Source organism: Streptomyces sp. NPDC054757, assembly GCF_053612185.1.
The window spans coordinates 113633-126418 of the sequence record NZ_JBSHBW010000003.1; the positions used below are offsets into that span (position 1 = coordinate 113633).

General features: G+C 72.0%; 6 protein-coding genes. All 6 read right to left on the reverse strand.

The features are described 5' to 3' along the window. Positions 1-120: 120 nt before the first annotated feature. The 6 genes from ACWGKJ_RS05685 to ACWGKJ_RS05710 all read right to left on the reverse strand — a co-directional run bounded on the left by ACWGKJ_RS05685 (position 121) and on the right by ACWGKJ_RS05710 (position 12712). The gene (locus ACWGKJ_RS05685; RefSeq protein WP_385024553.1) at positions 121-1269 is read right to left on the reverse strand and encodes a permease; all 1149 of its coding nucleotides are present in this window, start codon (positions 1267-1269) and stop codon (positions 121-123) included. Between the two features lie 123 nt (positions 1270-1392). Further along, positions 1393-8676, reverse strand: a complete 7284-nt coding sequence (locus ACWGKJ_RS05690) for an amino acid adenylation domain-containing protein (RefSeq protein WP_385024551.1) — start codon at positions 8674-8676, stop codon at positions 1393-1395. Positions 8677-8733: 57 nt separating this feature from the next. Further along, the gene (locus tag ACWGKJ_RS05695) at positions 8734-9000 is read right to left on the reverse strand and encodes an MbtH family protein (protein ID WP_385024549.1); all 267 of its coding nucleotides are present in this window, start codon (positions 8998-9000) and stop codon (positions 8734-8736) included. After that, positions 8997-9812 (reverse strand): YqcI/YcgG family protein, encoded by an 816-nt coding sequence (locus tag ACWGKJ_RS05700; protein WP_385024547.1) that lies wholly within the window; start codon positions 9810-9812, stop codon positions 8997-8999. Before ACWGKJ_RS05700 ends, ACWGKJ_RS05695 begins: the two co-directional genes overlap by 4 nt. Before the next feature lie 146 nt (positions 9813-9958). Continuing rightward, the gene (locus tag ACWGKJ_RS05705) at positions 9959-11368 is read right to left on the reverse strand and encodes a cupin domain-containing protein (protein ID WP_385024545.1); all 1410 of its coding nucleotides are present in this window, start codon (positions 11366-11368) and stop codon (positions 9959-9961) included. Positions 11369-11677: 309 nt separating this feature from the next. Next, complete coding sequence (locus tag ACWGKJ_RS05710; RefSeq protein ID WP_385024543.1) at positions 11678-12712, reverse strand: iron-siderophore ABC transporter substrate-binding protein; 1035 nt, start codon at positions 12710-12712, stop codon at positions 11678-11680. Positions 12713-12786: the final 74 nt, after the last annotated feature.

Genomic DNA, 12786 nt, shown 5'->3' on the forward strand with positions numbered 1-12786 from the left:
GTGGTTCCTTCCACAAGGGCGGTGGCTGGGGCCATTCTCCTCCGTTCCGGCCTACTGGGAAGGGGCTTGGGGTGTGCTGTGAGGGCAGGGTTTGTGCCCTTGCGGCACACACACCGTGGCTCAGCCGTGCCCGCCCCGGGGCTCAGGGCCGCCCATCATGCGGAGCATGGCCCGGCCGCCCGTCCGGAAGAACCGCACCAGGAGCGCGGCGCCCAGAGCCAGGAAGACGATGTTCAGCCAGGTCGTGTAGTTCCAGCCGACACCGCCCGACGGAATGCGCGCGTCGGCCCGGTCGGGGACGAGTCCCAGGCCGCCGAAGGCGAACTCGACGACGTAACCGGCGACGACCATGGCCACGTAGAAGGCCACGAGCAGGAAGGCCGTCATCCGTGCCCCGTAGTACTTCCGGTAGATGTTGAGGATCGGCAGGATCAGCAGGTCGGCGAAGATGAACGCCAGGACGCCGCCGAAGCTGATGCCGCCCTTCCACAGCACGACCGCGAGCGGCACGTTCCCGATGGAGCAGACGAACGAGGCCATGGCGACCAGCGGGCCGATGACCGGGCCCCACAGCCGGGCCGCCAGGGGGTGGCCGTCGAAGAAGAAGCCGCGCCAGAAGGAGTCCGGGACCCAGGCGGCGATGGCCCCGGCGACGAGCAGGCCGATCACCAGGTCGCGCAGGATCGCCGCCCACTCCATCACGAAGACGTGTGAGGTCGCCGTGAAGCCCTCCCGGGAGAACAGCCGCCGCGTGAAGGATCCCTCCCGCTGGACGGACATGTCCATCGCGGCATGGCCCTCCATCGAACCGGCCAGACCGTGTCCGGCTTGTTCGCGCGCCTGCTCCAGCAGTCCCTCCCGCAGGAGCAGCCGGAAGAGCAGCGCCAGCACGACGATCATGAGGGGGCCGCCGGTGAACTCGGCCGCGGTGAACTGCCAGCCCATCAACAGGGCGAGGATCACGCCGAGTTCGACCACCATGTTGGTCGAGGCGATCTCGAAGGCCATCGCCGCGGTGAAGTCGGCGCCCTTGCGGAACAGTGAGCGCGCGAGCGCCACCGCGGCGTACGAGCAGGACGACGAGGCCATACCGAGTCCGGCCGCCACGGCGAGGGTGCGGGGGCGGTCGTCGCCCAGGAGGGAGACGACGGTGGACTTGCGTACCACCGCCTGGACGACGGCGGAGAGCGTGAAACCGAGGATCAGGGCCCAGGTGATCTCCCAGGTCATGGAACCGGTGATGGACAGGGCGTGCAGGACGGCGTGCATCCCCGAAGCCTTCACCCTGCGGTGGATTCCGGGCGGTGGACACGCCCCGTACCGGCAGCCGGTGGTTCCGGCGGCCGGTACGGGGGTGGGGCGGCGGTACGGGACCGGCGACCGCCGCCCGGCTCAGGGCAGGTCGCGCAGCCGGCGGTCGAGGTGACGGCCGATCTCCGCGAGGGGGCCGTTGCGGGTCATGTCCTTGTGGCGGCAGGTGACGTTGTGGTTCTCGATCGTGCCCGCCACGTACGGCTTCCAGTCCCGGTGCGTCAGCGCCGTGTCGACCTGGTCGACAGTGGCCGTGAAGAACAGCAGATCACCGTCGAACACCTCGTGTTCCACGCCCTGTTGGAGGACCGCCGACGACACGAACGTGTCCATCACCCCCTGGATCGAGGGCGCGGCCAGCTCGGAGAGTATCCCGCCGCGTTCGGCGATGACCGCCATCACGCGCTCCCGGTCCAGCGGTGCGTCGTCCAGCTGCGACAGGTCGTAGTGCGACATGTACAGCAGTGAGCGCAGGGCCTGCTGCTCATGGTCGTCGGCCAGCTTCTCCCAGGGGTAGCGCGGATACGAGTCGAGCATCCCCAGCAGGGCGACCTGCTCCCCCTCCCGGCGCAGCAGGGTGGCCATCGTGTGGGCGACGACGCCGCCGAACGACCAGCCCACCAGGTGGTACGGGCCGTGCGGCTGGACCTCCCGGATGTGCTCGACGTACTCCGCCGCCATCTCCGCGAGCGATCCCGCCGCGGGCCGCTCCCCGGTGAGCGCCCTGCTCTGGATGCCGTACAGCGGGCGCCTGATGTCGATGTGCTGGCGCAGCCCGGCGAAGGGCCAGCTCAGCCCGGACGCCGGATGCAGGCAGAACAGCGGCGGCAGGTCGCCGCTGGTCCGCAGCGGCAGCAGGACGCCGAGCGCCTGCCGGCTGCCCGCGCTGGAGGCGGACGGGGGTGCCAGGCCGTCGCGGTCGTCCAGATATCCGGCGAGCGCGGAGACGGTCGGGCGGGTGAAGAGGTCCAGGACCGGTACGTCCCAGCCGAGGCGGGCGCGCAGCGCCGTCTGCACCCGGGCCAGCAGCAGGGAGTGGCCGCCCAGGTCGAAGAAGTTGTCGTGCGCGCCGACCCTCGGCAGGCCCAGGGCCTGCGCCCAGACCTCCGCCACCAGCCGTTCGGTGTCACCGGTGGGCTCGGTGTACGGAGCCGCGTCCGGGCCGGTGTCCGCCGTCTCGTCGGCGGATGCGGCGAGCGCCTTGCGGTCCACCTTGCCGGATGTCATCAGGGGGAAGGCGGGCACGACCCGGCAGTGCCGCGGCACCATGTACTCGGGCAGGGCCGTACGCAGCCACTCCAGCAACTCCTCGCCCTCGGCGTGCGGGCCCGCCGGGTCCGGAGTGCACCAGGCGGCCAGCTGGGCGCCGCCGGGCCCGCCGTCGCGGACCAGGACGACGGCCTGCCGCACCCCCGGATGCCGGCTGAGCACCGACTCGATCTCCTCCAGCTCCACCCGCACCCCGCGGATCTTGACCTGGTTGTCCACCCGGCCCAGGAACTCGATGTTCCCGTCCGCACGGAACCTGGCCAGGTCGCCGCTGCGGTACAGCCGGGCCCCCGGCTCGCCCGAGAAGAGGTCGGGCACGAAGGCGGCGGCGGTGCGGCGGGGATCGCCGAGGTAGCCGCGGCCCAGCGGGACACCGCCCAGATACAGCTCGCCCGGCACCCCCACCGGGACCGGGTTCATCGCCGGATCGAGCACGTACACCGTGGTGTTGGGGTTCGGCCTGCCGATGGTGATGCCCTGCTCCGCGTCGCCGCGGTAGACCTGGCAGGTCACCCCGATCGTGGTCTCGGCCGGACCGTACCCGTGGTACATCGTCGCGTCGCCCAGCCGGTCCCGGAAGCGCCGGAACAGCTCGGGCGTGAGCACCTCGCCACCGCACCAGACGTGCTTGAGCGAGGCGCCCGCCTCCGCGATGTCGGCGCGCTCCAGCATGATGTCGAGGACCGAGGAGACGATGTAGACGAAGGCGATCCGCTCCCGCTCGATCAGTTCGAGCAGATGCGCCACATCGCCCTCGCGCCCGGCGTCGGCGACCACCAGGGTCGCACCGGCCGCCAGCGGCAGAAAGATCTCGTTGACCGAGATGTCAAAGGTCAGCGGGGCCTTGTGGAGCACCGGATCGTCCGGGGTGAGACCGAGCAGCCCGATCTGCCAGGGCAGCCGGTTGCTGATGGCACGGTGGCGGATCATGGCGCCCTTGGGGGTGCCCGTGGAGCCCGACGTGTAGATGACGTACGCCAGGTTCTCCGGGTCGATGGGCACGTCCGGGCTGTGCTCGGGCTGGTCGGCGAACCAGTCGCCCGCCAGGTCGAGTTCGACGGCGGGCACCGACCCGGGCAGCTCGTCCGCGGCCCCGGCGGTGGTGAGGACGGCGGCCGGGCGGGCGTTCTCGATGATGGTGCCGATCCGCTGGGCGGGCCACGAGGGCTCCAGCGGCACGAAGGCGCCACCGGCCTTCTGTACGGCGAGCAGCCCCACCACCATCTCGGCGCTGCGCGGCAGATGGATGCCCACCGTGCGCTCCGGGCCCACGCCCAGCTCGCGCAGCCGGTGCGCCAGCCGGTTGGCCAGCGCGTCCGTCTCCCGGTAGGTGAGCCGGTGGCCGCCCGCGACCAGCGCCTCGCGCTCCGGGTGGCTGCGGGCCTGCTCCTCGAACATCGCGGGGAAGCTGCGGGGGTCGACCGGGGCGGCGGTGTCGTTCCACTGCCGGACCATCAGGTCCCGTTCGTCCCCGGAGAGTATCTCCAGCCTGCTGAGCGGCAGTCCGGGCTCGGCGACCGCCTGCCGCAGCAGCCGCAGCAGCCGCTCGGTGAGCCCCCGTGCGGTCTCCTCGTCGAACAGGTCGACGGCGTACTCCAGGAACCCCTCGATGCCGTCGCCGCCCGGGGTGTCGCTCAGCGAGAGGGTGAGGTCGAACTTGGCGGACCCGTTGTGTACGCGGACCGGCCGGGCGGTGAGCCCGGGGAGCCTCGGATCGGGGCGCCCCGCACCGTAGGAGAGCATCACCTGGAACAGGGGGTGCCGGGCGGGGGAGCGGGCCGGGCGTACCTCCTCGACCAGCCGCTCGAAGGGGACGTCCTGGTGGTCGAAGGCGGCGAGGTCGACGGCGCGCACCCGCGCCAGCAGCTCGGCGAAGCCCGGGTCGCCCGAGGTGTCGGTGCGCAGCACCAGGGTGTTGGCGAAGAATCCGACCAGGTCCTCCAGGGCCCGGTCCGTGCGGCCGGCCACCGGGCTGCCCAGCGGGATGTCGGTGCCCGCGCCGAGCCGGGTGAGCAGGGCGGCCAGACCGGCCTGGAGCGTCATGAAGACCGTCGCCCCGCAGCGCTGTGCCAGGGCCCGGACGGAGCGGTGCAGCTCCGCGTCGATCGTCACCGGGACCGTCCCGCCGCGGTGGCTCGCGACGGCGGGGCGGGTGCGGTCGGTCGGCAGGTCGAGCTGGTCCGGGAGGCCGGCCAGCCGCTCGGTCCAGAAGGCGAGCTGGTCGGCCGTCACATCGCCGTCCTCGGCCAGCAGTTCGTGCTGCCACAGGGCGTAGTCGGCGTACTGCACGGGCAGCGGTGCGCGCTGCGGGGCGCCGCCCTCGCGGCGGGCGGTGTAGGCCGCGGCGAGATCGTCGGCCAGCGGTGCCAGGGACCAGTCGTCACCGGCCGAGTGGTGCAGCAGCAGGAGGAGTACGTGGTCCTCAGGACCCGCCGTCAGCAGCCTTGCCCGCAGCGGGAGATGGCTGGTCAGGTCGAAGGCGAAGCGGGCCGCCGACGTGAGCGCAGCCGTCAGGCCCTCCGGGCCGGTCTCGGTCACGTCCCATTCGACGGTGGCGCTCCCGGCGGGCAGGACGACTTGGCACGGGTCGCCGTCGTCCGGCGGGAAGACCGTCCGCAGACTCTCGTGCCGGTCCACCAGATCCGTCACCGCCGCACGGAGCGCGGCCACGTCCAGCGGCCCGGTCAGCCGCATCGCCAGCGGGATGTTGTACGTGGGGCTCGGCCCCTCCATCCGGTGCAGGAACCACAGCCTGCGCTGGGCGTACGACAGCGGGACCCGCTCCGGCCTGGCCGTCGGGGCCAGCCGGGGCCGGGCCGGTGCCGAGGTGTCGAGACGGGCGGCCAGCCGGGCCGGGGTGGGCGCCTCGAACAGATCGCGTACGCCGATACCGGCGTCCAGCGCGTCCCGGACCCGGCCGACCAGCCGGGTCGCAAGGAGTGAGTGCCCGCCCAGCGCGAAGAAGTCGTCGTCGGGGCCGACCTGTTCGGCGTCCAGCAGAGCGGCGAAGAGCTCGCAGAGCACCTGCTCGCGGACGTCGGCGGGCGGGCGGCCCGCCCGGCTGCCGGAGAGCGAACCGGGGGCGGGCAGTGCGGCGCGGTCCAGTTTGCCGTTGGCGGTCAGCGGCAGGGCGTCGAGCACCACCACGGCGCCGGGCACCATGTGCTCGGGCAGCAGTCCGGCGGCGTGGGTGCGCAGCGCGACGGGGTCCGGCGCCTCGCCGGGGTGCGGCACGGCGTAGGCGACCAGCCGGCGGCCGACACCGGTGTCCTCGCGGACGACCACGGCCGCCTGGGCGGTGCCGGGGTGGGTGAGCAGGGCCGCCTCGATCTCTCCCGGCTCGATCCGGAAGCCGCGGAGCTTGACCTGGTCGTCGGCGCGGCCCCGGTGGTCGAGCAGCCCCTGTCCGTCGCGGCGGGCCAGGTCGCCGCTGCGGTACATCCGTGATCCCGGCGGCCCGTAGGGGTCGGGCAGGAAGCGTTCGGCGGTCAGTCCGGGCCGCCCGAGGTAGCCGTCGGCAAGACCGGGGCCCGCGACGTACAGCTCGCCGACCGCGCCTGGCGGCACCGGGCAGAGCGCGGAGTCGAGCAGCCGGACACGCAGATCCGGCAGGGGGACGCCGATGAGCCCGGAGGCGTCCGGCTCCGCGTCGGCCGGGCCGAGTGCCCGGTGGGTGACGTGCACGGTGGTCTCGGTGATGCCGTACATATTGATGATCCGCGGCGCCCCCTCGGGGTGCCGCAGATACCAGTCGCCGAGCACGGCGGGCCGCAGCGGTTCTCCGCCCAGAATGATATGACGCAGCCTCAGTTCAGCTCCGGCCGAAGGTTCCTGACGGTCGGCGGCGGACAGCTGCTCGAAGGCGGTGGGCGTCTGGTTGAGCACGGTGACCCGCTCGTCCACCAGGAGCCGCAGGAACTCGGCCGGTGCCCGGCTGACGGTGTGCGGTACGACGACCAGGCGGCCTCCGGTGGTGAGCGCGCCGAAGAGCTCCCAGACGGAGAAGTCGAAGGCGTAGCTGTGGAACAGCGTCCAGACGTCGTCGGGCCCGAAGCCGAACCAGCGGTCGGTGGTGGTGAGCAGCCGTACGACGTTGCGGTGCGGGATCACCACACCCTTCGGCTCGCCGGTGGAGCCCGAGGTGTGGATGACGTACGCACAGTCGTGCCCGCTTGCCCCGGCGATGTCCGGCGCCGTGACCGGGTGGGCCGCGAGGGCTTCGCGCACGGCGGGGGCGTCCAGGTCCAGCCGGTCCGCGTAGAGCCGGTCCGTGTGCAGCCGGTCCGCGAGCCCGTCCGTGCGCAGCTGGTCCGGCCCCGGCCCCTCCGTGTCCGGCCGGTCCGTGTCCGCCGTGCCGGGGGCGGTGGCACCGTCGTCCCCGCCGCCCCCGGTGACCAGCAGGGCCGGGCGGGCCGAGCGCAGTACGGCGGCGGTGCGTGCGGCGGGCTGGTGCGGGTCGAGGGGCAGATAGCCGGCACCCGCCTTGAGTACGGCCAGGACCGCGGTCACCAGCCGCGCCGACCGGGGCAGCGCGAGGGCGACCAGGTCGCCCCGGCCGATGCCCCGCCCGACGAGCTCCCGGGCCAGCCGGTTGGCGTCCTCGTCCAGCTCACGGTAGGTGAGCCGGGTGGCGCCGTGCACCACGGCGACCGCGTCGGGGCGGGTGCGGGCCTGTCGGCCGATCAGCCCGTGCAGGGTGTCCCCCGAGCCGTCAGGACCGTACTCCGCCTCTGCCGGGGCCAGTTCGGGTATGTCCTGCCGCTCATCCGCGGCCACGGTGTCGAGCAGCCCGATGGGGGCGTGCGGGTCGGCCGCGAAGGACTCCAGGAAGGTGAGCAGACGGCGGTGGTGTGCCGCGATCTCCTCGCCGTCGTAGAGCGCCGGGTTGCCGTCGAGGGTGAGATCGGCGCCCCCGCCCCGCGGGTCGTCGCGGAAGGTGAGGGTCAGGCCGTCCACCGGGCCCGCGGAGAGGAAGTGGACCGGCGCCGGACGGCCGTCGAAACGCAGGTCGGGGGTGGCCATCCCGACGTTCACCAGGGGGCCGGTGAGCCGGCGCCCGGTGGCCGGGAGCCGCAGGTCGCGGCGGATGTCCTCACCGCGGTATCCGGCGTGCCTGCGGAGCGCCCGGAGCCTGGTGCGCACCTGAGCGGCCAGCTCGGCCGGGGTCGTCGCGGGGCTCAGGTCGAGTACCAGCGGCAGCACGTTGACCGTCGTCGTGGGGATACGCGCCGCGGCCGATCCGAGGCGCCCGGCGAACGGCAGCCCCAGCACGATGTCGGAGCGTCCTGTGACCCGGTGCAGATAGGCGGCGACGGCCGCGAGCTGGAACTCCGGCCTGCTGCTGCCCAGTTCACCGACGGCCCGCTCCACGGTGCTCCGCACCGCCTCCGGCTGCGCGGAGCGTGCCCGCAGGAATCCGGCGGACGGCGGAGCCGTCCCGGCGGCGAGAGCGGCGGGCTCGGCCGCGCCCGCCAGCAGGTCCTGCCAGTGGGCACGGTCGCGTCCGAAGCGGTCCGACGCGCGGTACTCCGCCTCTTCGCGGAGCAGCGCCCCGACCCCGGCAAACGGTTCGTCAGGTCCCCCGTCGCCCCGTACCGAGGCGTTGTACAGCTCGGCGACCCGGCTCTCGGCCAAGGCGAATCCATAGCCGTCCAGGGCGATGTGATGGCACATGAAGTACCAGAGGTGGTGCTCGGGTCCGATACGGATCAGCGCGTTGCGCACCAGCGGTCCTGCCGCGAGGTCCACCGGCCGGCGCAGATCCGCCCGCATCCACTCCAGGGCTCCCTCGAAGGGATCTTGATGCCCCGTCATATCGACCTGGTGCAGCGCCGTGCCGGTGCCCGCCCCGTCCGGTTCCCGCTGTACGGCGACCGGCTCCGCATCCGCGCCCCGCTCGGCGTAGCGGATCCACAGCGCCGGGATCCCGGTGACCGTCCGGTGCAGCGCCTCGGCGAAGCGCTCCACGTCCAGCGGGCCGGTCAGCTCGACGTATTCGGCGCAGTTGTACGCCGGGCTCAGCGGGTCGCGCTGCTGGGCGTACCAGATGCCCGACTGGGCGCCCGTCAGCGGCTGCCCATCGGCGAGGTCGGTCATGGCGGGCGGTATCCGTTCTGTGGTCGGGGGAGGGGGCGGACTGGTTCTGCCGCTGGTTCAGGCGGGCCGGGGCGGCTCGCCGCGCAGGCTGCGGGGGCGCATATCGGTCCACTCGCGCTCGATGTACGCCAGGCACTCCTCGCGGTCGCCCCGTACGCCTGTGCCGTGCCAGCCGCCGGGCAGCGGGCGCCAGGCCGGCCACAGGGCGTACTGGCCCTCGTCGTTGACCACGGCGGTGTACGCGTCAGCCGCGCCGCCCGTGCCGCCCGTGCCGTCTGTGCCGTCACGGGGAGTCGTGCCGCTGCCGGGTCCTGTGGTGTTCATCGGCTCTGCTCCGGGATCTCGTCGTCGGTCGCCAGCTCTGTCCGGTGCTCCCGGCCGGCCCGGAATGGGCAGACGGGCACGGTGCCCTCGGGGGTGTCCGGGAGGAAGTACTGCCGCCACTCCAGGTTGCCCTCCTCGCCGTAGTTGCCGAGTTCGGGGGCGGGCTCCATCCCGTCGAAGCGCCGGATCCGGTTGCGGATCACCTTCCGCGCCTTGGCACCGCGCGGGGAGTCGGCCTCCAGGCCCTCGAACACCCAGCGCGGCTGGAAGGTGATCATGAAGCCCTGGCTGTTGCGGCTGTGCCGGGTGACATGGCCGGGGGTGTTGCAGACGACGAAGATCTCGGTGCCGCCGAAGCTGAACTCCCACATGAGTTCCTCCGGATCGGTGGGCACGCCGCCCGGCCACGGCTCCGGGTCCTTCTCGTGCAGGAACTGCAGCACCGACCAGAACCGCTGGAAGTACTCGTCCAGGCTCAGGGCGTGTTCGTCGGGGCGGAAGAAGACCACCAGGGAGGTGTCCTTGCCGAGTTCCTGGTAGCACTCCAGATAGCTGCTGAGGATGTCGACGAGCGGCCCCCAGGTCCCGTCGTCGTGTGGGCTCTCCACGAAGCCGTACCGCAGGGCGCGTTTCTTCGCGGCGGCCACGGCGAACGTGCAGGGGAACGGATTCTCGGCGCTGAGCAGGGTCGTTATCAGATCCCGCGCCACCGGAAGGCCCCACTGGGGCGTACTCCCGATGGTGCAGGCGGCGATCTCCGCTTCGGCCGTCGGGCCTGCGGACATGCCGTTGCTGTCAGAAGGGGTGGGCACTGCTGGGACTCCATCCCGGGAAGGGCCGTGACACGCTCGGTCCGGCGACCGCGCTGACTCGAACGGGCGGCGTACGAAGGGGTGTTGCCGCGCGCCGCACCGGCCGGGCGCCGTGAATCGGCGGGCGCCCGGCCGGCGGGTGAGGGTCAGAACTGCTGGTACATCTCTTCCGGGATGATCGGCTGGTGGTAGGTGCACTCGCCGGAGAGCACGGTCGAGCCGTGCAGCCGGGACACCGGGATGAGGACCTTGTCGCCCTCGTTGAACTCCAGCTTGTGCGTCGTGTTGTTCCAGAAGTGCATCTGGCCGCGCTCGACCATCACCAGCCGGTGCTCGTTGTGCACATGGGTGGTGGAGGTCTCCTCGTTGCTCTCCACGAAGGTGTCGAGGTCCACGGTGATGTTGTTGTCCTCGATGTGCTTGTTCAGCCGCTCCGCCTTCTCCTGGTGCAGCTCGATGCTGTCGGCCCAGGCCAGCTGCTCCGCGAGGTCCTCGTCCCACAGCTGCGAGAACCAGCGGGCGTCGGCGAATCCCCGGTGGAAGCGGTCCACGGCTTCGTCCCCGTAGACGCTGAGGAGCGGCAGCAGCAGCCGGTCGACCAGCGGGTCGAGGTCGGTCTCGCGTACGGCGCCGAGAGCGTCGAACAGGACGCTGCGCAGCCCGAGTCCGTCCTCGAAGACCTCCGCGAAGCGCGGCCCGTCGGCGGCCTCTTCGATCTTGTGGTGCAGCAGGGCGCCGAGGAACTCGGGGTACAGCTCGCGGTTGTGCGAGAGCCGGTGCAGATGGTTGCCGCGCGCGAGCGAGGTGCCGAGGTAGAGCTGCCAGTAGGCGGCCGCCGTGGGCTTGAGGCCGGCCCCGCCGAGCAGGGTGCGGTACGTCTCGTGCAGCCCGGCCCAGGAGCGGTAGTCGTCGAGGAGGAAGGTGCGGGCTCCCGGGTGCGTCGCGTCGTACTCACCGAGCGCGGCCCGGCCCACGGAGGAGCGCGCGGCCGGCAGGAAGGCGCTGAGCTGCAGCATCACAAAGGTGGCCGAAGCCTTGCGGTCCTTGGTGGCCAGCGCCGTGGTGAACGCTCTGCCGGGCTCCGCCGTCCGCTGCTGGTAGTACTCGCGCACCTCGCGCTTCAGATGGGCGGGGTCGCTGCCGCCGAGCGGCTTGCGCTCGCCGTCGAGCAGGGTGAACAGATGCTGTTCGAGTACGGGGGCCGCGAGGGCGCCGAGCATCCGGTTGCGGTCGCTGTAGAAGGCGGCGCCGTCGGTCTGGGGCGCCTTCCCCGCGGTGGGCGGCAGATAGAGCAGTCCGCTGTCGTAGACATTGCGCAGCATCCGGTGGCCGAGGAGGGCGCTGAGCTTGAGCGCCTTGGCGGCCGGCATCGGCTTGCTGTAGTCGAGCCAGGCCAGGTCGTCGGGCCTGACGGGCCGCCGGTAGGGATTGTCCTCGGTCGTCAGCTCCTCCCACTCGGCGGCGCGGAAGGCGGTGTTGGCGGCGAACGCCTTGACGATGCTGTTGGAGTCCTCGGGATCCAGGCTGGCGAGTATCTCCGAGTGGTCAAGTGTCATGACGGTCCTCCAAGCGGACGGGAACAGGCGGACGGGAGCGGGCGGGAAGGGACGGTCGGGCACAGCCGGCGTCCGGACCCCACGCGGGACGGGGAGGTGGCCCGCGGGCATGACTGTGCTGCGGCATGCCAGGGTCCAGCAGTCGGCGACTTGCTTAGGTAAGCCTTGCCTTAGTCGGGTTTCACGTCAAGTGGCCCGTCGTGTCGGCAGCTCGGACCGCCTCCGGCCGCGGGCATGCCGAAGGACCGCATGCCCGGCCCCCGTTCCGGCGGGCATGCGGCTCCGGTGTGCCGTGGTGGCGCGGGCGGGTCAGCCCAGGGACTTGGCCAGCGGCGGCAGCAGCTTCTGCATCGACCACGGGATGCTCAGCACGCTGGGCGCGCTGGTGGCCTGGGACATCGTCCGGTCGAGCGGCACATAGGCGCCCTTCCGGACCGCGGGCAGCTTCTTGAACGCGGCGCTCGACTCCAGCTGCGTACGGTCCTTGGCGGTGTTGTACCAGATGACCAGGGCGTCGGACTTCAGCTCGTCGATGTGCTCGGTGCTCAGCGAGTTGGCGAAGCTGTTCATCTTCGTCCCCTTGTCGACCACCGGGTCCAGGGTGAGGCCGACCTGCTGGAGCACCTTCGTCCGCTCGTCCTTGTACAGCACCATCCGCCCGTTGGCGGGCTGCGGGAAGGCGTACAGGAAGCTCTTGCCCTTGAGCTGCGGGTAGGTCTTCGCGTCCTTCTGCAGCCCGGACTTCACATTCGCGACGGCCGCCTTCGCCTCCTTCTCGCGCCCGACCGCCTTGCCGATCAGGTCGGTCTGCTCCTCCCAGGGGGTGCCGTACGCCTGCCGGTTCTTCGGGTAGGCGACCGTGGGCGCGATCTGGGAGAGCTTGGAGTAGTCCGCGCTGGTCAGTCCGGACTGGACCCCGACGATCAGGTCGGGGTGGAGGGCGGCGATCTTCTCGACGGAGTAACCGTCCGTGGTGTTCAGCACCTCGGGGCGGGAACTGCCCAGTGCCTTCTCGGCCCAGGGGCCGACGCCGTTCTTGAAGCTGTCCTCGGTCTTGACGATCGCGACCGGCTTCACGCCGAGCGCGAGCAGCGCGTCCTGGTCGCTCCAGCCCAGCGCGACGACCCGCTTGGGGGCCTTGGTGATCTTCGCCGTGCCGAACTTGCTCGTGATGCTGACGGGGAAGGAGCCCGCGTCGCTCTTGGCTGCCTTGCTGTCCGCGTGGTCCGAGTCGCTGCCGGACGACGAGCCCCCGCACGCGGTCAGGGTCGCGGCGGCGGTCAGCAGGCAGCAGGCGCCCAGCAGGGCGCGGTGCGACCGCGACGGGCGTGTAGGGCTGTTCATGGTCGGGATCCCTTCTCGGAGCCGCCGGTCGCGCAGGGGCTCGGCGGCATGACGGCGCAAGGCGGCACCGTGCA